Source organism: Mycobacterium sp. E796 (genome assembly GCF_001672815.1).
Taxonomy (GTDB): Bacteria; Actinomycetota; Actinomycetes; order Mycobacteriales; family Mycobacteriaceae; genus Mycobacterium.
Window position 1 is genome coordinate 16,731 of sequence record NZ_LZKK01000311.1, and the last position, 22,834, is coordinate 39,564.

Consider the following 22,834-nt stretch of genomic DNA (forward strand, 5'->3'; position numbering starts at 1 on the left):
TCTCCTCGAGCTCGGGGGGTGGTAGCGGCGGCGCCAGGGATGAGGATAGGGTAACCAAACCAATAACTTAGGGCAGCCTTTGCTAATTCAGGGAGGATTCGTGGTGCGTGCCCCGGCGTGCTCGGAGGACATCCGCGCGGAGGTCGCCGAGCTGCTCGGCGTCGGCGCCGACGCGATTCACCCAGGTAGCAACCTCATCGGCCAGGGCCTGGATTCCATCCGGATGATGACGCTCGCCGGTCGGTGGCGCCGCCAGGGCATCGCCGTCGATTTCGCCGCCCTGGCCGCGGCGCCGACCATCGAGGCCTGGTCCGAGCTGGTAACGGCGAGCCCGGCCGCCGACGAACCGGCCCCGCCCGCCGACGCCGAACCATCGGGGGAGGGCGAGCCCTTCCCGCTGGCGCCGATGCAACACGCGATGTGGGTCGGCCGTCAGGACAACCAGCAGCTCGGTGGCGTGGCCGGGCACCTGTACGTCGAGTTCGACGGCGGCCCGATCGACCCGGACCGGCTGCGGGCGGCGGCCAGTCGGCTGGCCCTGCGCCATCCGATGCTGCGGGTGCGATTCTCAGCCGACGGCACGCAGCGCATCGCCGCGGCCGACGAGTGCGGGGACTTCCCGGTCACGGTGGTGGACCTGCGCGACCAGCGGGACCCGGTCGAGCCGCGCCTGGCGGCCCTGCGCGAGGCCAAATCGCACCAGCAGCTTGACGGCGCGGTGTTCGAACTCGCGGTGACGCTGCTGCCCGACGGGCGGTCCCGGCTGCACGTCGACCTGGACATGCAGGCCGCCGACGCGATGAGCTACCGCACGCTGATGGCCGACCTGGCCGCCCTCTATCTCGGCCGGGAACTGCCCGAATTGGGTTACAGCTACCGCGAATACCGCCGGGCCGTCGCGCGCCAGGAGGCGCAACCCCAACCGCAGCGCGACGCCGACCGGGATTGGTGGGCGCAGCGCATTCCCGAGTTGCCGGACCCGCCCGCGCCGCCGTCGACGGGCGGGCGGGGTTCACGCACCAGCACCCGTCGCTGGCACTGGCTCGACCCGGCGACCCGCGACGCGCTGTTCGCCCGCGCCCGAGCCCGCGGCATCACCCCGGCGATGACGCTTGCCGCGGCGTTCGCCGACGCGCTGGCCCGCTGGTCCTCGCCGCGGTTCCTGCTGAACGTGCCGCTGTTCGGGCGCCAGGCGTTGCACCCCGACGTCGAGAAGCTGGTCGGCGACTTCACCTCGTCGCTGCTGCTCGATGTCGACCTGACAGACGCCGACACCCCGGCCGCGCGGGCGCGCGCGGTGCAGGATGCAATGCGGACGGCCGCCGCCCATTCCTCCTATCCCGGGCTGTCCGTGCTGCGCGACCTCAGCCGCCACCGCGGCACCCAGGTCCTGGCGCCGGTCGTCTTCACCAGCGCGCTGGGGCTCGGGGAACTGTTCAGCGCTGATGTCACAACGCAATTCGGCGCCCCCGCGTGGATCATTTCCCAAGGACCGCAGGTGCTGCTCGACGCGCAGGTCACCGAGTTCGACGGCGGCGTCCTGGTGAACTGGGACGTGCGCGACGGTGTCTTCGCGCCGGGCGTCATCGACGCGATGTTCGCCCACCACATCGACGAACTGCTGCGGCTGGCGGCCAGCGACGACGCCTGGGACGCCGCCGCTGTGCCGGCGCTGCCGGACGCGCAACGCGCGGTGCGCAAGGCGGTCAACGGCCGCAGCGCCCCGCCGAGCGGGGAGGCCCTGCACGACGGGTTCTTCCGGCGCGCCGAGCACCAACCCGACGCGCCCGCCGTGTTCGCCAGCTCGGGCGACCTCACCTACGCGCAGCTCCGCGACCAGGCGCTGGCGCTGGCCGTGGCGTTGCGGGCGGCGGGAATCCGCGACGGCGACACCGTCGCAGTGATGGGTCCGAAGACCGCCGAACAGCTGCCGGCGCTGCTGGGCATCCTGGCCGCCGGCGGCGTGTACCTGCCCATCGGCGTCGACCAACCACGCGACCGTGCGGAGCGCATCCTGCACACCGGTGGGGTGCGGCTGGCCCTGGTGTGCGGCGGGCAGCCGCTGTCGCTGCCCGTCCGCGCGTTGGTGATCGCCGACGTGCTCCGCGAGCCGCCCGCGATCGCTGACTTTGCCTTCGTCAGAACGGATCCCGCCGAGCTCGCCTACGTGTTGTTCACGTCGGGCTCCACGGGCGAGCCCAAGGGCGTCGAGCTGACGCACGACGGCGCGATGAACACCGTCGAATTCCTCAGCCGCCACTTCGAGATCGGCGCGGCGGACCGTTGCCTGGCCCTCTCGACGCTGGAATGCGACCTGTCGGTGCTCGACGTCTTCGCAACCCTGCGGGCCGGCGGCGCGATCGTCGTGGTCGACGAGGCGCAGCGACGCGACCCGGACGCGTGGGCCCGGCTGATCGACACCCACCAGGTCACGGTGCTGAACTTCCTGCCCGGCTGGCTGGAGATGTTGGTCGAGGTCCAGGCGGGCAACCTGTCGTCGCTGCGGGTGGTGGCCACCGGCGGCGACTGGGTGCGCCCCGGCCTGGCCCGCCGGCTGCAGGCGCGGGCACCGCACATGCGCTTCGCCGGCTTGGGTGGTGCCACCGAAACGGCGGTCCATGCAACCATTTTCGAGGTCGACGCCGACATGCCCGAGGACTGGACCGCGGTGCCCTACGGCAAGCCGTTCCCCAACATCGCCTGCCGCGTCGTCGGCGACACCGGCACCGACTGCCCCGACTGGGTGGCCGGTGAGCTGTGGGTGTCCGGCCGCGGCGTCGCCCGGGGCTATCGCGGGCGCCCCGAGCTGACCGCCGAGCGCTTCGTCGTCCACGACGGCCGAACCTGGTACCGCACCGGCGATCTGGCGCGCTACTGGCCGGACGGCACCCTCGAGTTCGTCGGCCGCGCCGATCACCGGATCAAGGTCAGCGGGTATCGCGTCGAGCTCGGCGAGATCGAGGCGGCGATGCGCCGAGTGCCCGGGGTGCGAGCGGCCGTGGCCGCCCTCGTGCCCGGCTCCGGCAGCCCCGACGTGCTGGCCGCCTCCGTCCGTCCCGACGACGACGCGTTGACCGCACCGCGAATACGCCGGCTTCTGGCCGATCTCGTTCCCGCGCACATGGTTCCCCAGCACATTTCGCTGACCGACCGCATCCCGTTCACCGACGGCGGAAAGATCGACCGGCGCGCCGTCGGTCGTCAGCTGGCCGAGGCGGTCGGCTCCGGCGACGTGTCCGCGACCTATCAGGGCCCGCGCACGCAACTGGAACGGGCGCTGTGCCACATCATCGCGGACCTTCTCGACCGGGACCCCGATGCGGTGGGTGTGCACGACGACTTCTTCTCGCTCGGCGGCGATTCCGTCCTTGCGACGCAGGCCGTCGTCGGCATCCGCCAGTGGCTCGACTCGCCGAGCGTGATGGTCGCCGACGTCTTCGCCGCCCGGACCGTCGCCACGCTCGCCGACCTGCTGACCGGCCGGGAGGAGACCGGCGACCGGCTCGAGCGGGTGGCCGACGTGTATCTGGAGATCGCGGACATGTCGAGCTCCGACGTGTTGGCCGCGCTCGACGCCGCCCCCGAGCCGGCACGGCGCGAGTTCAAGCCGTGGGTGAAGCAGTTTACCGGCGCCACGGCGCGCGGCTCGGTCGTCGTGTTCCCACACGCCGGCGGCGCCGCGGCGGCGTATCGGTCGCTGGCGAAAGCGTTGTCGTCCAACGACGTCGACGCCTTCGTGGTGCAGTACCCGCAGCGGGCCGACCGGCGCAACCACCCCGCGGCCGAGAGCATCGACGCGCTCGCCCTCGAGTTGTTCGAGGCGGGCGACTGGAGCTCGGCGGCCCCGCTGAGCCTGTTCGGGCATTGCATGGGGGCCGTTGTGGCGTTCGAGTTCGCCCGGGTCGCCGAACGCAATGGCGTGCCGGTGCGCGTTTTGTGGGCCTCGGCCGGGCAGGCACCTTCGACGGTCGAAGCCTACGGACCGTTGCCGACCAGCGACAGCGGCGTGCTGGCGGACATGATCGATCTCGGCGGCACCGACCCCGAGCTGCTGGACGACGAGGAATTCATCGAACTGCTGGTGCGGGCGGTGCAGGCCGACTACCGGGCGCTGAACGCCTACTCGTGCCGCCCCGACGTGCGCATCGCCGCCGACATTCACGCCGTCGGTGGCGATCGCGATCACCGGATCAGCCGGGAAACCCTGGCGCGCTGGGAAACCCACACGTCCGGCCGATTCACGGTGTCGGAATTCGAGGGTGGCCACTTCTACCTCCACGATCACCTCGACGCGGTGGCCCGGATGGTGAGCGCCGATGTCCGATAACGACCCGGTCGTGATTGTCGGGTTCGCCCTCGAGGCGCCCGGCGGCGTGGAAACCGCCGACGACTTCTGGGCGTTGCTGTCGGAACAGCGCGAGGCGCTCGGCCCGTTCCCCACCGATCGGGGCTGGGCGCTTCGCGAGCTGTTCGACGGGTCCCGCCGGAACGGCTTCAAACCCATCCGCGACCTTGGCGGATTCCTTTCCAGCGCAACGACATTCGACCCGGAGTTCTTCGGCATCTCACGACGGGAAGCGACGGCCATGGACCCCCAGCAGCGGGTCGGGCTGCGGGTGGCGTGGCGGAGCGTGGAGAACAGCGGCATCAATCCCGACGACCTGGCCGGGCATGATGTGGGCTGCTACGTCGGCGCGTCCGCGCTGGAATATGGCCCAGCCCTTTCCGAATTCTCCGACCACAGCGGACATCTGATCACCGGGACGTCGCTGGGCGTCATCTCGGGGCGCATCGCCTACACGCTGGACCTGGCCGGGCCGGCGCTGACGATAGACACCGCCTGCTCGTCGGCGCTCGCGGCGTTTCACACCGCGGTCCAGGCGATCCGGGCCGGCGACTGCGACCTCGCGCTCGCCGGTGCGGTGTGCGTGATGGGCACCCCGGGCTATTTCGTCGAATTCTCCAAGAAGCATGCGCTCTCCGACGACGGCCATTGCCGGCCCTACAGCGCGCTCGCCAGCGGAACCGTCTGGGCCGAGGGCGCGGCCATGTTCGTGCTTCAGCGCCGGTCCCGGGCGGTGGCCGACGGGCGTCGCATCCTCGCCGAGGTGCGTGCCAGCTGCCTGAACTCTGACGGACGCAGCGACGGCCTGATGGCGCCCAGCGGCGCCGCGCAGCTGCGACTGTTTCGGCGCGCCATCGCGCAGGCCGGCGTCGAGCCCGTCGACGTCGGGATGGTCGAGGGGCACGCCACCGGCACCCGGCTCGGTGACCGGACGGAACTGTGCTCGCTGGCGGCCAGTTACGGGACCGCGCCGCCCGGACGCGGCCCGCTCTTGGGCTCGGTCAAGTCGAACATCGGCCATGCGCAGGCGGCCGCCGGCGCGCTGGGCCTCGCCAAGGTCATCCTGTCCGCCGAGCACGCCGCCGTTCCCCCGACCCTGCACGTCGACGAACCCAGCCGCGAAATCGACTGGGAGAAACAGGGTTTGCGGCTGGCCGACAAGCTGACACCGTGGCGGGCCGTCGACGGATGGCGAACCGCGGCGGTATCCGCGTTCGGGATGAGCGGCACCAACACCCATCTGATCGTCTCGATGCCGGATAACGGGTCGCCCGATGCCCCTTAACCGACTGCCCGACGGTCGCGTCCCGGTGCTCCTCAGCGCGCACGCCGACGATCTGGTTCGCAAGGACGCCGGCGCGATCGCCGACTACCTCGAGCGGTATCCGGAAACGACCGTGGATCGGGTGGGCCGTCAGCTGCTGCGGACCCGGCGGGTGCGCCGACACCGCGCGGTGCTGCGCGCCGCCGACCGCGCGGAGCTCATCGGTGGGCTGCGGGCGCTGGCCGCGGGGCGCGAGCATCCGCTGGTCGCGCGTTCCGCCGTGGATTCCGCGCCGCGGCAGGCCTTTGTGGTGCCCGGTCAGGGTGTGCACTGGCCGGGCATGGGCGCCGTCGGGTACCGGGCGCTGCCGACCTATCGGGCGGTGGCCGATGACTGCGTCGCGGCGTTCGAGGCCGCCGGCCACGTGTCACCGCTGCGCTACCTGACGGTCGGGGACGAGCCGCAGGCCTTCTCCGAAATCGAGGTCCAGGGCGCGCAATTCGTCCACGCGGTCGCGCTGGCGGAGGTTTGGCGGTCGTGCGGCGTGCTCGCCGACCTCACCATCGGCCAGAGCCTCGGTGAGGTCGCCGCGGCCTTCGTCGCCGGCGCCATGACTTTGCCGGACGCCGTCGCCGTCGTCGCCGCCCGGGCCGCCGTGGTGGACCGCCTTCCGGGTCGCTACGCGATGGCCACGCTGGGCGTCAGCGCCGACGCGGCCGGCGCGCTCATCGCGGCGGCGGACGGCTGGGTGGAGCTGGCGGTGGTGCACTCGGCGTCCACCGTGGCGGTGTCGGGCGAACGCGACGCGGTGCTGGCGATCGCCGACGCGGTGCGCTCGCGCGGTCAGTTCACCCGCGAGATCACCGCGGGCTTCCCGGGGCACACCAGCGTGCTCGAGCCGCTGCGCGACGAGTTCGTCGCGCGGCTGCCCGCCTCCGAATTCCTAGAGTCCCCGGTGCAATTCATCGGCGGCGCGACCGGCGACGTGGTGACAGCCGACGAGCCATTCGCTGACTACTGGTATGCGAACCTGCGCAACACGGTGCGATTGGACCGTGCGTTCGCCTCGGCGATCCGTTGCGGCGCGGGGTCCTTCGTCGAGTTGTCGGCCCATCCGGCGCTGCTGTTCACGATCGGCCAGACCTTCGAGGCGGACGCACCGGACGGTCCCGCGGTGCTGGTCGGCTCGGGCCACCGCGACGAGCCGATGCTCGAGGCGCTGTCGGCGAACATCCTCACCGCCGCCGTCGCCGACCGCGGTTACACCTGGGGCGACTACCTGGGCCTCTCGGCTACCGACGACGTTGGCCTACAAGCGTTTCCGAACGCTCCGATGCGCGCGATCCCAATGTGGGCGCACCCGGCCCCGCTGCCACCCGTGTCGGCGGCCAGAGCGCCCGACATCGTGATGGAGCACTGGCAGCGGGCGGTATTGCCCGCACCGGGGCCGCGCACGCGAATCGCGGTGATCAGCATTGGCGCCGAAAGCCCTTTGGCCGGAGCGCTGCGCGCGGCGATCGAGTCCCATCCCGCCGCCGAACTCGGCACACCGCGGGACGCGGAGGTCGTCGCGGTGATCGCGCCGACCTTCGACGGTGCCGGCGCGCAGCGGGCCGCCGAGGCGCTCACAAGCCTGGCCGCGGCAGGCCTGCTCGACTACGCGAACGCGCCGGGCCCCCGCTGCCACACCGTCTGCCTGCTCACCGTCGCCGCCGAGCGCATCGGCCCGCGCGACGCGCCGTCGTCGGCCGGCCACGCGGCGCTGGCCGCGATGCACCGCAGCGTCGGATTCGACCACCCCGAGAGGACTTTCACCCACCTGGACCTGCCGTCCTGGGAGCTGACGACCGTCGCCGGCTCCACCGTCGTCGACGCGTTGCTGTCCGGGGCCGGCGAGCTCGCGCTGCGCGGGCACGCGCTGTTCGAGCGGTCGTTCCGCGACGCGCCCGCCGCTGCGCAGTGGCCACTGGACTCCGGGGTGCTCGACGACGTCCTCATCACCGGCGGTGCCGGCGCCATCGGTCTGCACTACGCCCGCTATCTCGCCGAGCGCGGCGCGCGCCGCATCATCCTGCTGAGCCGCCGTAGTGCGGACCCGGGGGTGCTTAATGCCTTGGCGGCCGAGCACGGCACCGAGCTGGTGCCCGCGCCCTGCGACATCACCGATCGGGCCCAATTGGCGCTCACCGCAGCAAGATATGGAGCCGCCGGTGCGTCGGTGATCGTGCACGCGGCGGGCAGTGCCGCCTTCCGCGCGGGCGCCGTTCTCACGGAGGCGGCCCTCGCCGAGGCGTTCGCCGCCAAGGTCACCGGACTGACCCACCTCGCCGAGCTGTGGCCGGTGCGCGCCGGCGCGCGAATGCTGTTGTGCTCGTCGGTATCCGGGCTGTGGGGCGGACGCGGACACGCCGCCTACTCGGCCGCCAACAGCCTGCTGGACCACATGGCCGGCGAACTGCGCGCCGCGGGCCGGCACTGCGTGTCGGTGCGGTGGGGCCTGTGGCAACCGTCGTCCGGCGGCGAGTCGGGCCGGGGCATCCTGGATGCGGCCGAGGTGGAAAACATCGAGCGTTCTGGACTGCGGCCGATGAGGCCCCAGGACGCGATCGAGGCGAGCCTGCGTGATTGGCACGACGACCCGCTGGTGTTCTCGGCCGATGCGGCCCGGCTGCGAATCTTCGTGGACGGCAGGCGGTCCGAACCGGCCCAACGTGGCAACGCCGCAAAGCTTCCGGTCGTCGAGGTGGTGCGCAACCAGTTGGCGGCCGTCCTCGGGATCGACCGGGCCGGCGAATTGAACCTCGGTGAATCGCTTTTCGACCTGGGCGTCGACTCGATGCTGGCGCTGGACCTGCGCAAGCGCCTCAAAATGAGGATCGGCCGAACGGTATCGCTGGCGACATTGATGGGCGACATCACCGGCGCCGAACTTGTCGAACAACTCGAGGGCGCCGACGAGCGCTCCGGCAGAGCACAGAAGGTGGACCCAAAAGATGGACACAGTGCGTGACTGACATCGCCGACACCGGGGCCCGCCTGGAACTGCTTCGGCGCCGGCTCGCCGACCGCGGCCTCTCGGCCGACACCGGGGAGACCGCCGCTCCCGCCGACGACCGACTCTCCGACGGCCAGGCCCGAATGTGGTTCGTACACCTGGCCGATCCCAGCGGCGCGCTGCTTAACGTATGCGTCTCCTACCGGATCGCCGGCGACATCGACCTCGCGCGGCTGCACGACGCCGTCGACGCGGTCGCCCGCCGGCACCCGGTCTTGCGCACCACCTACACCGTCGGCGACGACGGCACCCCCCGCCCGAGCATGCATGACGATCTCCGCCCGGGCTGGGCGCAACACGACCTGACCGACCTGTCGGAACACGCGCGCCGGCTTCGGCTCGAGGTGCTCGCCCAGCGCGAATTCTCCACCCCCTTCGACCTTTCCGCCGACGCACCGCTACGGATCACCGCCGTGCGCATCGCGGCCGACGAACACGTGCTGCTGCTGGTGGCCCACCACATCGCCTGGGATGACGGCTCGTGGCGGATATTCTTCGGCGACCTCACCAACGCCTATGAGGGCGCCGAGCTGGCGTCCTACCGCCCGGCGGCGCCGTCAGTGCCCGACACCACCAAAGCCGACCTCGACTACTGGCGCGCCGTCATGGCCGACCCGCCGGAGCCGCTGGAGCTCCCCGGCCCGGCCGGGACGACCATGCCGACCAACTGGCGGGCCGCCCGCAGCGAGCTGCGGCTGTCCGGCGATACCGCACAGCGGGTGATCGCGCTAGCGCGCGACACCGGTTGCACCCCATACATGGTGCTGCTGGCCGTCTTCGGCGCCCTCATGCACCGCTACACCCACAGCGACGACTTCCTGGTGGCCGCACCGGTGCTCAACCGCGGCGCCGAAACCGACGACGCCATCGGTTATTTCGGCAACACGGTGGCGCTGCGGCTGCGACCCCGGCCGGCAATGAGCTTTCGCGAGTTGCTCAAGTCGACGCGCGACGTGGCAACCGGGGCGTTTGCGCACCAACGGGTCGGCCTCGATCGCGCCGTGCGCGAACTGAACCCCGATCGCCGCCACGGCGCGGAACGGATGACCCGGGTCAGCTTCGGATTCCGCGAGCCCGACGGCGGCGGCTTCCGCCCACCCGGCGTCGAGTGCGAGCGCTACGGCCTGCGCAGCAACCTCACCCAGCTGCCGCTGGGCTTCATGGTCGAATTCGACAGCACCGGTGCGCTGGTGGAGGCCGAACACCTGCTCGAGATCCTCGACCCCGCGCTGGTGCGCCAGATGCTGCATCACTTCGCCGTGCTGCTGGACGACGCACTGGCCGCACCGGACCGACCGTTGGCCGGGCTGGCGCTGCTGGACGAGGCCGACGCCGACTGGCTGCGTAAGGTGTCGCACGGCGAGGCGTTCCAGACCGCCCCCAAAACCCTGGCCGACCTGGTCTCCGAGCAGGCCGCGCGGACCCCCGACGCCGTCGCCGTCGCCTACGAAGGCCGCCGGTTCACCTACCGCGACATCAATGAGGCGGCAAACCGGTTGGCGCACTGGCTAATCGAGAAGGGGATCGGCAGCGAGGACCGCGTGGCCGTGTTGCTCGACAAGTCGCCGGACCTGGTCGTCACCGCGGTCGGCATCGCCAAGTCCGGCGCGGTATACGTACCGGTGGACCCCAGCTATCCGCGGGATCGACTCGAGTTCATCCTCGACGACTGCGACGCGAAGCTGGTGCTGCGCGAGCCGGTGGCCGGCCTCGCCGCGTACCGCGCCGACGACCCCACCGACGCGGACCGGGTCCGGCCGCTGCGGCCGGAAAACACCGCGTACCTGATCTACACGTCGGGCACCACCGGGTTGCCCAAAGGCGTTGCGGTGCCACACCGTCCCGTCGCCGAATACTTCGTCTGGTTCAAGGGCGAATACGGGGTGGACCACACCGACCGGCTGCTGCAGGTCGCCTCGCCAAGCTTCGACGTGTCGATCGCCGAGATCTTCGGCACGCTGGCGTGTGGGTCGCGGATGGTGATCCCGCGCCCCGGCGGGCTCAACGACATCGGCTACCTGACCGCCCTGCTGCGCGAAGAGGGAATCACGGCAATGCATTTCGTGCCCTCGTTGCTCGGCTTGTTCCTGTCGCTACCCGGCGTCAACCAGTGGCGGACGTTGCAGCGGGTGCCCATCGGGGGCGAACCGCTGCCCGGCGAGGTGGCCGACAAGTTCCACGCGACATTCGACGCGCTGCTGCACAACTTCTACGGTCCGACCGAGACCGTGATCAACGCCAGCCGGTTCAAGGTCGAGGGCCCGCAAGGCACCCGCATCGTGCCCATCGGCCGGCCCAAGATCAACACGACGATGCACCTGCTCGACGATTCGCTGCGACCCGTGCCGGACGGCGTGATCGGCGAGATCTACCTCGGCGGAACGCATCTGGCGCACGGATACCATCGCCGCGCCCGGCTGACCGCCGAGCGGTTCGTCGCCGACCCGTTCAATCCGGGCGCCCGGATGTACCGCACCGGGGACCTGGCGCGCCGCAACGCGGACGGCGACGTCGAGTTCGTGGGCCGCGCCGACGAACAGGTCAAGATCCGCGGCTTCCGGATCGAACTGGGTGACGTTGCCGCGGCCATCTCGGTCGACCCGACGGTCGGGCAGGCGGTCGTGGTGGTCAGCGACCTGCCGGGACTCGGCAAGAGCCTGGTTGGCTACGTGACGCCGGCCGCGGGAACGTCCGAGGTCGACCTCGACCGCATCCGGGCCCGAGTCGCCGCGGCGCTGCCCGAATACATGGTGCCGGCGGCATACGTTGTGCTCGACGAGATCCCGATCACGGCGCACGGCAAGATCGACCGTGCCGCGCTGCCGACCCCGGAGGTGAGTTCCGGCGCGGAGTTCCGCGAACCGGGATCGGCCACGGAGCGGCGCGTGGCCGAGCTGTTCGCCGAGCTGCTCGACCGCGACCGGGTTGGCGCCGACGACTCGTTCTTCGACCTGGGCGGCCACTCGCTGCTCGCGACGAAGTTGGTCGCGTCGGTGCGTAACGCGTTCGGCGTCGACATAGGCGTGCGCGAGGCTTTCGAACTCGCGACGGTGGCGCGGCTCGCCGCGCACATCGACGCCGCCGATCAGACGTCGGCGCGGCCACGGCTGATCGCGCTGGACCGCCGCGGGCCGGTCCCGCTCTCGTCGTCGCAGCTGCGTAGCTGGTTCACGTATCGCTTCGACGGGCCCAACGCCGTCAACAACATTCCGTTCGCGGCGGCGTTGCGGGGCCCCTGCGACACCGACGCGCTGGCTGCGGCCGTCACCGACGTCGTGACCCGGCACGAGATCCTGCGCACCACCTACCGCGAGATCGACGGCGTCCCGCACCAGATCGTCCACCCGCCCGCCGAGGTTCCGGTGCGCCGCGCCGACGGGCCCGACGAGGAATGGCTTGGGGCCCAACTGGATACCGAGCGCCGCTACGTCTTCGACCTGGAGACCGACCTGCCGATCCGGGCAGCGGTGCTGGGCACGCCGGACCGGAGCGTCCTGTCGGTGGTCATGCACCACATCGCCGGCGATCACTGGTCCGCCGGTGTGCTGTTCACCGACCTGCTCACCGCGTACCGCGCCCGCCGCGCCGGCCGAACCCCCGAGTGGGAACCGCTGCCGGTGCAATACGCCGACTACGCCGCGTGGCAGGCGGCGCTGCTGGACTACAGCGCCGGCATCGCCGGACCGCAGCGCGACTACTGGACCCGCCAACTCGAGGGGCTGGCCGAAGACAACGGTTTGCGTCCAGACTTCCCACGGCCGGCCGCGCTCACCGGCGCCGGTGCTGCCGTCGAGTTCGGCTTCGGCGCCGCAACCCGCGCCAAGCTGACCGCCCTGGCCCGCGAGCTCGGCATCACCGAGTTCATGCTCCTGCAGGCCGCCGTTGCGGTGGTGCTGCACAAGGCCGGCGGCGGCACGGATGTCCCGCTCGGCAGCCCGGTCGCCGGCCGCAACGAATCCGATCTGGACCGCCTCGTCGGGTTTTTCATCAACATCGTGGTGTTGCGGAATGACCTGCGTGGCAACCCCACACTGCGCGAGCTGCTGCAGCGGACCAGGGACATGGCGCTGGCCGCGTACGCACATCAGGACCTGCCGTTCGACCAGGTGGTGGACGCCGTCAGGCCCGCCCGGTCGCTGTCGCGCAACCCGCTGTTCGACGTGGTGGTGCACGTTCGCGAACAGTTGCCGCAAGACCGGGTGATCGACAGCGGTCCGGACGGCGACACCACGTTCACCGCGCTGGAGCCGGACTTCGACGTGGCGCACGCCGACATGTCGGTCAACTTCTTCGCGTCCGAAGACGGCTACCGCGGCCACGTCATCTATCGCCCCGAGCTGTACCGGCGCGCCACCGCGGAACGGTTCGCCGAGTGGCTGATCCGCGTCATCGAGGCGTTCGCCGACGACCCTGACCAACGGTTGCGCCACGTCGAGATCGCCAACGCGCAAGAAAGAGCGCGGATTCTGGCCCGGGCCACCGCGGGCGACGGGGCAGCTCGGGTGTACCTGCTGGACGCCTGGCTGAACCCCGTCCCGACCGGGGTGGCGGGCGACGTCTACTACGGTGGCGGCGCGGCGGTCATCGGCCGGCTGGCGCGGGCGTCGCTCACCGCGACCCGCTTCGTCGCCGATCCGTTTGCCGCCCAACCGGGTTCGAGGCTGTACCGCAACGGCGAACGCGGCATGTGGACCGACGACGGTCAACTCCAGTTGGTCGCCGACATCGAGCGACCCGCACCGACGCCGGCACCCGGGGGCCCGGCCGAACCGCCCGACACCGCCACCGAGCGGGCGCTCGCCGAAATCCTCGCCGACATGCTCGACACCTGCGAAATCGGGCGGCACGACGAGTTTTTCAATCTCGGCGGGGACAGCATCCTCGCCGTGCGTGTCGCCGCGCGGGCCCGCGATGCCGGCATGCCGCTGACCCCTCGGATGATTTTCGAGCATCCCGTGCTCCACGAGCTCGCCGCCGCCCTGGACGCCAAGTCGACGGCCGAAAGCGAACCCGAGAACGGCGGCTCCCACGCGCCGATGAGCACTTCGGGGCTTTCCGCAGACGAGCTGGCGGCCCTGACCTCGTCCTGGGGTGATCGGCCGTGACCCGAGCCGACCCGCGGCCGGCCATCGAGGATGTTATGGCGCTCAGCCCCCTGCAGCAGGGGCTGTTCTCGATGGCGACGCTGGCGTCCGAAGACGGCTCGGGCGCCGACCCGTACGTCATCGCGATGGCCGCCGATGTGGTGGGTTCGCTCGACGTCGCGTTGTTGCGCGAGTGCGCCGCGACGCTGCTGATACGGCATCCCAACCTGCGGGCAAGCTTCATCCACGGCGACCTGAGCCGGCCCGTCCAGGTGATACCGAGCAGCGCCGAGCTGCCGTGGCGGTGTGTGCCCGCCGAGCCGGACGAGGTCGAGGCGCTGGAAGCCGAAGAGCGCCAACGCCGTTTCGAGGTGGGTCGCGGCCCCCTCATCCGGTTCCTGCTCATCGAATTGCCGGAGCAGCGGTGGCATCTGGTCATCGTCGCGCACCACATCGTCATCGACGGGTGGTCGCTGCCGCTGCTGGTGTCCGAACTGCTGGCCCTGTATCGGGCCGGGGGAGACGCCGCCGCGCTGCCGCCACCGCCGCGGCCGTATCGCGACTACATCGGCTGGCTGGCCAACCGGGACCACGCCGCCAGCCGCGCCTTGTGGGCCGAGCACCTCGGCGGCACGGACGGGCCCACCCTGCTCTCGCCGGCGCTGACCGCCACCCCGCCAGCGGCGGGCGTACCGCGTCGCACCACGCTGCGCCTCGACCCCGAGGCCACCGCCGCGCTGGCCGACGCCGCCCGCACCCGCGGTGTCACCCTCAACACGCTCATCCAAATGGCCTGGGCGACAATACTATCGGTCTTCACCGACCGCGACGACGTGACGTTCGGCGTCACCGTGTCGGGCAGGCCGGGCGAACTGCCGGGCGTCGAATCGATGGTCGGCATGTTCATCAACACCGTCCCGTTGCGGGTCCGCCTGGACCCGCGCAAGCCCGCCGGAACGCAATGCCTTGCGTTGCAACGCGAATCCGCCGCGCTGCGGGACCACAGCTACCTGGGTCACGCCGAGCTGCGAGCCATCGCCGGCGTCGGTGAGATGTTCGACACCCTGCTGGTGTACGAAAACTTCCCGCCCGGTGAGGTCGTAGGGGCCACCGAATTCGTCGCGAACGGCGCGACCTTCCGTCCGGTGGCGCTGGAGAGCGTGTCGCATTTCCCGGTGACCATCGCCGCCCACCCGAGCGTCGACGGGCTCACGGTGCTAATCGAGGTGCTCGACGGTGCGCTGGGCGCGATGGCGCCCGAAGGCCTCGGCGATCGGCTGCTGGCCGTGGTGCAGCGGTTGGTGGACAAGTGGGACCGGCCGCTGCGCGAGGTCGACATCCTGCTCGACGGCGAGCGCGACCCGGCCCCCGTGGACCTGCCGGCTCCGGCGGTCGCGGTGCACGCCCGCTTCGCCCAAATCGCAACCGCGCAACCCGATTCGACGGCGGTCGGCTGGAAAGACGGGCGGCTGACCTACGGTGAGCTCGACGCGCTTGCCGATCGGCTGGCGGCCACACTGCAGCGCGCGGGCGCGGTCAGCGAGACCCCAGTGGCGGTCATGCTTCGCCGCGGCCCGCTCTATGTGGCCGCCATGCTGGCCGTCCTCAAAGCAGGCGGCATGATCGTGCCGCTGGACCCGGGCATGCCGGGCGAGCGGATCGCCGAGATCCTGCGCCAGACGTCGGCTCCGATCGTCGTCGACGAGGAATTCGTCGCCGATGCGACCGCCGAGTGCGCCGATCACCGGGCCGTCACGGTGCCGCCGGACCATGCGGCCTACACGGTCTTCACCTCGGGCACCACCGGCGCACCGAAGGGCGTCATCGGCACACACCGCGCGCTTGCGGCGTACGTCGACGACCACATTGAGCGCGTCCTTCGGCCCGCCGCCGCGCGCATCGGGCGACCGCTGCGCATCGCGCATGCCTGGTCGTTCACCTTCGACGCGGCGTGGCAACCGTTGGCGGCCTTGCTCGATGGGCACTCCGTGCACGTCGTCGACGACGACGATCAGCGTGACGCCGAGACGCTGGTCGACGTGATCGACCGCTTCGGCCTGGACATGATCGACACGACGCCGTCGATGTTCGGCCAGCTGCACAACGTGGGGCTGTTGAGCCGGGTGCCGCTGACGGTGCTCGCGCTCGGCGGCGAAGCCCTCGGTGTCGCAGCGTGGCGCGCGATCCAAACCGAATGCGCCCGAACGGCGATGACCGCCTTCAACTGCTACGGACCCACCGAGACCACGGTCGAGGCCGTCGTCGCGGCCATCGGCGAACACGCCCGGCCCACCATCGGGCGCCCGACCCGCAGCACCCGCGCCTACGTCCTGGACGCGTGGCTGCGGCCGGTGCCCGACGGCGCCGCCGGCGAGCTGTACCTGGCGGGCGATCAGCTGACCCGCGGCTACCTCGGGCGTGCGGCCGAAACCGCAACGCGTTTCGTCGCCGAACCGAACGGCCGGGGCACCCGGATGTACCGCACCGGAGATGTGGTGCGCCGCATGCCCGATGGTGGCCTCGAGTTCCTCGGGCGCAGCGACGACCAGCTCAAGATCCGCGGTTTCCGCGTCGAGCCCGGTGAGATCGTCGCCGTGCTTTGCGGCCACGGCGCAGTGCGCGGCGCCCACGTGATGACCCGCCACCACGCCAATGGGCCGCGGCTGACCGCCTATGTGGCAAGCGGCCCCGACCGGCCGGCGGTGGCCGAACTGCGCGCGATGCTGCTCGACCGGCTGCCGCGCTACCTGGTGCCTCATCACATCGTCGTCCTGGACGAGATGCCGCTGACCCCGCACGGGAAGATCGACGAAAAGGCTTTTCTGACAACCGATGTCGTTGATGGCCCCGCCGTCCCGCCCGATACGCCGACCGAGGCGGCGCTGGCCCAGGCGTTCACCGACGTCTTGGGCGGCGCCGACGTCGACGTCACGGCGAGCTTTCTGGAGCTGGGCCTGGACAGCATCTCGGCCCTGTCGGTCGTGCAGGCCGCCCGCCGTCGCGGTCTGGCGCTGCGGGCGCGGTCGATGGTGCAGTGTGACAGCATCCGCGAACTCGCGGCGGCGATCGACTCCGACGCCGCCCGGCACGCGGCCCCGGACGGCGCGGAACAGTCCGGCGAACCGATCCCGGTGTTGCCCAGCGTTCATTGGCTCTACCAGCACGGCGATGCCCGACGGCTCGCGCAGACCGAAGTCATCAGGCTGCCCGACACGATCACCCGAGACGGGCTGGAGGCCCTGCTGCGTGCAGTCATCGACGGGCACGAGGTGCTGCGATGCCGGCTGGACCGCGACGCGATGACGCTTGTCGCACAACCGAACGTCGACATCCTCGGCGAGGCGTGGGTGAGCGGCGAGCCGACCAACGACGTCGCCAAGCATGTCCTCGAGGCGGTGGAAAGCCTCGACCCGCAGGCCGGTCGGCTGCTGTCCGCGGTGTGGCTGCGCCGACCGGACGAGCCCGGGCTGCTGGTGCTGACGGCCCATGTGCTGGCGATGGACCCGGCCTCCTGGCGCATCGTGCTGGGCGAGCTCGATGCCGGCCTGCACGCCCTCGACGCGGGACGCGCGCCCACGCCGGCCCGCGAGCACACCACCTACCGGCAGTGGTCGCGCCTACTCGCCGAGCGGGCGAAAACACTGAACACCGAAGCCTTTTGGGCCGCCGAATTGCGAGGCGCCGATCCGCCGCTGGGCGCCCGCCGGTTGCGGCCCCAGACCGACCGCGCCGGCGACCTGGCGGTCACCGTCTCGGCCTGCGGGCCCGAGCTCACCGGGCGGCTGCTCGCGGCGGCGCAGCCGATCGGCGAACTGCTGATCACCGCGGCCGCCCGCACGGTCACCGCGTGGCGGCGGCGACGCGGTCAGCACACCCCGGCGCCGCTGCTGGCGCTGGAGACGCACGGCCGCACGGAAATCGGGCTCGACACCGATACCGGCGACACCGTCGGGCTGCTCAGCGCGATCTACCCGTTGCGCATCCACTCCGACGGGCCCACCGACCTGGCCCGAATCCCCGGCAGCGGTGTCGATTACGGCCTGCTGCGTTACCTGCGGCCCGATACCCGGCTGAGCGAACTCCCCGAACCGCAACTGCTGCTCAACTACCTCGGCAACCTCCACATCGGCGTCGGGGACCTCGAGCTGGATCGCGAGCTGATGGCCGAGGTCGGCCGGGTGCCCGAGCCCGAGCAGGCGGTGCGCCACGAACTGACCGTGGTGGCGGGCATCCTCTGGACCGGTGCCGCCCGCGTGCTGGCCACCCAGTGGCGGGCGCTGCCTGACATTCTGGCCGAAGCGGAAATCGCAGAGCTGCAAGGACTTTGGATCGAGACACTGCGGGAGATGGCGGAATGAGCACACTTGCGATCCTCGGCGCCGGAGCCAAGGCGGTGGCCGTCGCGGCCAAGGCATCGGTGCTGCGCGACATGGGCCCCGACATCCAAGAGGTCCCCGACATCGTCGCCGTCGAACGCATCGGGGTGGCGGCCAACTGGCAGGCCAGCGGCGGATGGACCGACGGCGCGCACCGGCTGGGCACCAGCCCGGAAAAAGACGTCGGGTTTCCCTACCGCTCTTCGCTGGTGCCGCGGCGCAACGCCGAGCTCGACGAGCGGATGACCCGCTACAGCTGGCAGTCGTACCTGATCGCCACCGCGTCGTTCGCCGAGTGGATCGACCGGGGCCGCCCGGCGCCGACCCATCGCCGGTGGAGCCAGTACCTCGGCTGGGTCGCCGACCAGGTCGGCCTGAACGTGGTGCACGGCGAGGTCGAACGGCTTGCGGTCGACGGCGACCGCTGGATGCTGCACACCCACGAAACGACCGTGCACGCCGACGCCCTGATGATCACCGGCCCCGGGCAGGCCGAAAAGTCCTTGCTGCCGGGCAATCCGCGCGTGCTGTCGATCGCCCAGTTCTGGGACCGGGCCGCGGCGGACGACCGGATCAGTGCCGAGCGGGTGGCGGTGATCGGTGGCGGTGAGACCGCCGCGTCGATGCTCAATGAGCTGTTCCGGCACCGGGTTTCCAGCATCACCGTCATCTCCCCGCAGGCGACGTTGTTCACCCGGGGCGAGGGATTCTTCGAGAACTCGCTGTTCTCCGACCCCACCGGCTGGACCGACCTGACGCTGGACGAGCGCCGCGATGCGCTGGCGCGCACCGACCGCGGGGTTTTTTCGGCGAACGTGCAGGAGGCGCTGCTGGCCGACGACCGCATCCACCACCTGCGCGGCCGGGTCGCCCACGCCGTGGGCCGCGACGGGCAGATCCGGCTGACGCTGTCCACCAACCGGGGCAGCGAGAACCTCGAGACGGTCCACGGTTTCGATCTGGTCATTGACGGCTCCGGCGCCGACCCGCTGTGGTTCACCTCGCTGTTCGGTCAGGACGCCCTCGATTTGCTCGAACTCGGGTTGGGTGGGCCGTTGACCGCCGACAGCCTGCAGGAGGCGATCGGCTACGACCTGGCCGTCACCGACGTAGCCCCGAAGCTGTTCCTGCCCAACCTTTCCGGACTCACCCAGGGCCCCGGCTTTCCCAACCTGAGCTGCCTCGGGTTGCTGTCCGACCGGGTGCTGGGTGCCGCCGGGCTGTCCGCACGTTCTGGGACCCAACGAACGATGAGGAGAAGCGATGAGCACCAACCCCTTTGATGACGACGACGGCGCCTTCTACGTGCTGATCAACGGCGAGGAGCAGCACAGCCTGTGGCCCGCGTTCGCCGAAATCCCGGACGGCTGGCGCGCGGTCTTCGGCGAAGCAAGCCGGTCGGCGTGCCTGGACTACGTCAACGAGAACTGGGCCGACCTGCGGCCCAAGACGCTGCGCGAGGCCATGGCGGGCGACTGAGCGCCGGGAGCGTGCCCGTACCGTGACCCGCCCGAGACCAAGAACAGCGGGCGCCGGAGGCAGAATCACAACTCTTACTCACCAGGGGGAGGACCTGACTATGAGAATGAAACCCTTGCAATCTTTGGCCGTCGGCGCGATAGCCATGGGCGCGGCGGCCGTCGGCGTGACGTCCGTCGCTCCCGCCGCCGCCGCACCGCTGCCACAGGATCCGCCGCCGGCGCCAGGACTGCCGAGCCCGGACCAGTTGTCCAACTTGTGCGTTCAAGCCACCGACCCCGGCGTGTCGTACACGACCAAGACCAACCTGGTCCAAAACGGTATCGCCCCGGATGAGGGCCACGTGGCAGACCATGATCTGCGAAAGGCGTACCGGAACGGAAACTTTCCGGAGACGTTCGCCGTCACGAACATTGCGCCGGCCGGCCCGAACATGGCCCAGGCCGACGTCGCCATCTCGGGTCCGAAGTTCGCCGGGCCGGTCGAAAAGCACCTCGCGTTCGTCAACGAGGGCGGCAACTGGATCCTGCAGCACGACGCCGCGATCGCCCTGATACAGGCCGCCACCGCGACCAACTAGCAAAGCCGAGCAGCCTGTGGCTCACACAGCACATGCACAGGCTGCTCACATGGCTTGGCCGTAACGTCCCGGTGCGCAAACACGAAACAACAATCGAAAAGACGCACATTGGCACGGTCCGTCGACGCGTGCCCGCCCAAGGGGGGACCATGAAAACCGTTAAATTCTTCGCCGGCGGTGCGGCAGCGCTGGCCGTCATCGGGGGAGCGGCCGCCGGCATCACGTCCATTGCGGCGCCGGGTGAGCAGGCCTCGGTGCGGCTGATCGCGGTCGGCGCGCCGTTGCCGATGGACCCGCCCCAGGCGGTAAACGTGCCCACGGCCAATCAGTTGACCGGTCTGCTGAACAGCCTTGCCGACCCCAGCGTTTCGTTCTCCAACAAGAGCAACCTGGTCGAAGGCGGCATCAGCGGGATCGAAGCGCACGTCGCCGACAAGAAGCTGCAGAAGGCGGCCAAGAACGGCGACCTGCCGCTGACGTTCGGCGTCTCCAACATCCAACCGACCGCAGCGGGATCCGCGACGGCCGACGTGGCGGTCTCGGGTCCCAAGCTGACCTCGCCGGTGACCCAGAACGTCACGTTCGTCAACCAGGGCGGCTGGGTGCTGTCGCGCTCCTCGGCGATGGAGTTGTTGCAGGCGGCCGGTCAGTGATCGGCGCGCACGGCGCGCAGGTCTAGTTTGGCGATCCGGTCCGGGTCGGCCAGCACATCGATGCTGGCCACCAGCCCGCCGCGTACCACGAATCCCATGATGGCCGTGGGCTCCCCGGCAACGAATATGACCGCGCCGGCGGCGCCGTTGACAATCGCCGGGCGCACCTCGCGCTCCGGTCCGGCGTAGCCGCGGGCGAGTTTGGCCACGGCTGCCGCGCCCTCGGCGCGGAACATGTTGGCGCCCTTGCCGAAATCGCCGCGCAAGACGACACCGGGATCGAGCACCGACACCAGCCGGTCGAAATCGCCGGCGCGGCCCGCGGCGAAGAACGCGTCGACGGCCTCACGTTGCGCGGCGACGCCGCCGTCGGGCGCCGGATCGGCCTCTTGGATGCGGCGACGCGCCCGGCTGGCCAGCTTGCGGGTCGCCTCCGGCGTCCGTTCCACGATGGGCGCGATCTGGTCGAACGGGACGGCGAACACGTCGTGCAGCACGAAGGCCAGCCGCTCGGCCGGCGGCAGCGTGTCCAGCACGACGAACAACGCCAGCCCCACGGCGTCGGCGAGCATCGCCCGGTGTTCGGGGTCGAATTCGCCCTCGGCATCGACGATCGGATCCGGCAGCTGCCCGACCGGCTCCTCCCGGCCGCGCCCATGGCGGTCGCGCAACGCATTCAGGCAGATGCGGGCCACCACGGTGGTCAGCCAGGCGTCGAGGTTCGCGATGTCCCCAGCGCCGCTGAGCCGCAGCCACGCCTCCTGCACGGCATCCTGGGCGTCGTCGACCGAGCCCAGCATGCGGTAGGCGAGGGCGCCCAGCCTCGGCCGCGCGGCCTCGAAGCGCGCGGACAGCGAATCGTCCGCCGCTGTCACGCGCGACCGGGCTCGGGCAGTGCGCAGACCCGATCACCGGAAAAGCCGGAGGACCCGATGTCGAGCGCGATGTTGAACCGGGCGCGCAGGTTCCCCAGCGTGATGACGTGGGTCAGCCCGACGAGTTGCGGCGTGTCGAAGTGGGCGCGCAGCGCCTCGAAGAGCCCGTCGCTCACCTCGACCGGGGTGCGGCTGATCGCGGTGGCGTACTCCAGGATCAGCTTGTCGAGCTCCGAGAAGCACGACGCGTTGCGGTAGTCGGCCATCCCGAGCAGCTCCTCGTCGGTGATTCCCCACTGGCGGGCGATTTGTGAGCCGAGGTCGATGCAATATTCGCAGCCGACGGTGGTCGCCGATTTCAACTCGGCCAGCGCGCGCTGGCGGGGGCTGAGGATATCCAGCTTCGACTCGGCCTGCTCCAGCTTGCCGTAGGCGTTGAGCAAGCGCGGGATGTGCGCGTACATGCGCAGCGGTTCCAGCATCCCCGCCGTCTCCAGCCCGGCCATCTGCGACAGCTTGCGCCTGGTGAAGAAGAAGGCGATCTTGGTGCCCAGCGTGGCGTCGCGGTCCGAGACTCCTTGCAGCCGAGGCATGGCGGTCCTCCTTGAATGTCGTCCTACTAGGTCGACACCGGGCGACGCCCAAACGTGACGCGGCTAGGTCTGCTGGCTCAGCGACATGTCCATGTCGAACACCCGGGCGTGCAACACCGTGCGGTTTCGCAGCGCGGCGCGCACCGCACGGTGCAGGCCGTCCTCCAGGTAGGTGATGCCCCGCCAGCGCACGGCGTGCGGGAAAAGGTCGCCGTAGAAGGTGGAATCCTCCGACAGCAGGCGGTCCAAGGCCAGCACGGTCGTTGTGGTGACCAACTCGTCGAGCCGGATCTGCTGGGGCGGTATTTGGGACCAGTCTTTGTAGGACAGCCCGTGATCCGGGTACGGCTTGCCGTCGCGCACACCCTTGAAGATCATTGGCGGGCCTTTTTCGACGTCCGCGCAGCGTCGCCTCGGCCCGACCGGTACATGCAGGACAGGCTAGCCGGGAACTCGCCGGAGTTCGCTGCCAGACGACGGCTAATGGCGGTTGGCACCCTTTGCGACCCGTAAAATGGACGCAATCAAGG

General features: G+C 70.6%; 12 protein-coding genes. 9 read left to right on the forward strand and 3 right to left on the reverse strand.

The genetic code is table 11. The features are described from left to right. The first annotated feature begins 100 nt into the window (after positions 1 to 100). The 9 genes from A5706_RS24645 to A5706_RS24685 all read left to right on the forward strand — a co-directional run bounded on the left by A5706_RS24645 (position 101) and on the right by A5706_RS24685 (position 20,836). The gene (locus A5706_RS24645) at positions 101 to 4,327 is read left to right on the forward strand and encodes a non-ribosomal peptide synthetase (protein ID WP_068136646.1); all 4,227 of its coding nucleotides are present in this window, start codon (positions 101 to 103) and stop codon (positions 4,325 to 4,327) included. After that, positions 4,317 to 5,630: a polyketide synthase gene (locus A5706_RS24650; protein ID WP_068136653.1), complete on the forward strand. Its 1,314-nt coding sequence runs from the start codon at positions 4,317 to 4,319 to the stop codon at positions 5,628 to 5,630. The genes A5706_RS24645 and A5706_RS24650 overlap by 11 nt, the downstream gene beginning before the upstream one ends. Beyond that, a complete protein-coding gene (mbtD, locus tag A5706_RS24655) occupies positions 5,620 to 8,619 on the forward strand; it encodes a mycobactin polyketide synthase MbtD (RefSeq protein WP_068136659.1) in 3,000 nt (999 codons plus the stop codon). The genes A5706_RS24650 and mbtD overlap by 11 nt, the downstream gene beginning before the upstream one ends. Continuing rightward, entirely contained in the window at positions 8,616 to 13,769 is a 5,154-nt protein-coding gene (locus tag A5706_RS24660) for a non-ribosomal peptide synthetase (protein WP_068136660.1), read from the forward strand. Before mbtD ends, A5706_RS24660 begins: the two co-directional genes overlap by 4 nt. Continuing rightward, positions 13,766 to 18,106, forward strand: coding sequence for a non-ribosomal peptide synthetase (locus A5706_RS24665; RefSeq protein WP_197517966.1), 4,341 nt, complete (start codon positions 13,766 to 13,768; stop codon positions 18,104 to 18,106). Before A5706_RS24660 ends, A5706_RS24665 begins: the two co-directional genes overlap by 4 nt. Next, complete coding sequence (gene mbtG / locus A5706_RS24670; protein ID WP_068136662.1) at positions 18,103 to 19,407, forward strand: NADPH-dependent L-lysine N(6)-monooxygenase MbtG; 1,305 nt, start codon at positions 18,103 to 18,105, stop codon at positions 19,405 to 19,407. The genes A5706_RS24665 and mbtG overlap by 4 nt, the downstream gene beginning before the upstream one ends. Beyond that, positions 19,388 to 19,603, forward strand: a complete 216-nt coding sequence (locus A5706_RS24675) for an MbtH family protein (RefSeq protein WP_068136663.1) — start codon at positions 19,388 to 19,390, stop codon at positions 19,601 to 19,603. The genes mbtG and A5706_RS24675 overlap by 20 nt, the downstream gene beginning before the upstream one ends. 106 nt (positions 19,604 to 19,709) lie before the next feature. Further along, positions 19,710 to 20,183, forward strand: a complete 474-nt coding sequence (locus tag A5706_RS24680; RefSeq protein ID WP_068136665.1) for a hypothetical protein — start codon at positions 19,710 to 19,712, stop codon at positions 20,181 to 20,183. Positions 20,184 to 20,332: 149 nt separating this feature from the next. Next, positions 20,333 to 20,836 (forward strand): hypothetical protein, encoded by a 504-nt coding sequence (locus tag A5706_RS24685; protein WP_068136668.1) that lies wholly within the window; start codon positions 20,333 to 20,335, stop codon positions 20,834 to 20,836. Here the strand turns inward: A5706_RS24685 and A5706_RS24690 are convergent. The 3 genes from A5706_RS24690 to A5706_RS24700 form a co-directional block, all read right to left on the reverse strand. Next, positions 20,830 to 21,711, reverse strand: coding sequence for a sigma-70 family RNA polymerase sigma factor (locus tag A5706_RS24690; protein ID WP_068136671.1), 882 nt, complete (start codon positions 21,709 to 21,711; stop codon positions 20,830 to 20,832). The two genes, A5706_RS24685 and A5706_RS24690, sit on opposite strands and share 7 nt — an antisense overlap. Then, positions 21,708 to 22,304, reverse strand: a complete 597-nt coding sequence (locus tag A5706_RS24695) for a carboxymuconolactone decarboxylase family protein (protein ID WP_068136674.1) — start codon at positions 22,302 to 22,304, stop codon at positions 21,708 to 21,710. Before A5706_RS24695 ends, A5706_RS24690 begins: the two co-directional genes overlap by 4 nt. A 63-nt stretch (positions 22,305 to 22,367) precedes the next feature. Next, positions 22,368 to 22,682 carry a type II toxin-antitoxin system VapB family antitoxin gene (locus A5706_RS24700; protein WP_068136677.1) on the reverse strand — a complete coding sequence of 105 codons (315 nt, stop codon included), beginning with the start codon at positions 22,680 to 22,682 and terminating at the stop codon, positions 22,368 to 22,370. Positions 22,683 to 22,834: the final 152 nt, after the last annotated feature.

Coding starts and splice junctions, on each gene's coding strand:
- A5706_RS24650 (WP_068136653.1), top strand. CDS start 4,317: ATGTCCGATAACGACCCGGTCGTGATTGTCGGGTTCGCCCTCGAGGCG.
- A5706_RS24700 (WP_068136677.1), bottom strand. CDS start 22,682: ATGATCTTCAAGGGTGTGCGCGACGGCAAGCCGTACCCGGATCACGGG.
- mbtG (WP_068136662.1), top strand. CDS start 18,103: ATGAGCACACTTGCGATCCTCGGCGCCGGAGCCAAGGCGGTGGCCGTC.
- mbtD (WP_068136659.1), top strand. CDS start 5,620: ATGCCCCTTAACCGACTGCCCGACGGTCGCGTCCCGGTGCTCCTCAGC.
- A5706_RS24680 (WP_068136665.1), top strand. CDS start 19,710: ATGAAACCCTTGCAATCTTTGGCCGTCGGCGCGATAGCCATGGGCGCG.
- A5706_RS24675 (WP_068136663.1), top strand. CDS start 19,388: ATGAGCACCAACCCCTTTGATGACGACGACGGCGCCTTCTACGTGCTG.
- A5706_RS24695 (WP_068136674.1), bottom strand. CDS start 22,304: ATGCCTCGGCTGCAAGGAGTCTCGGACCGCGACGCCACGCTGGGCACC.
- A5706_RS24685 (WP_068136668.1), top strand. CDS start 20,333: ATGAAAACCGTTAAATTCTTCGCCGGCGGTGCGGCAGCGCTGGCCGTC.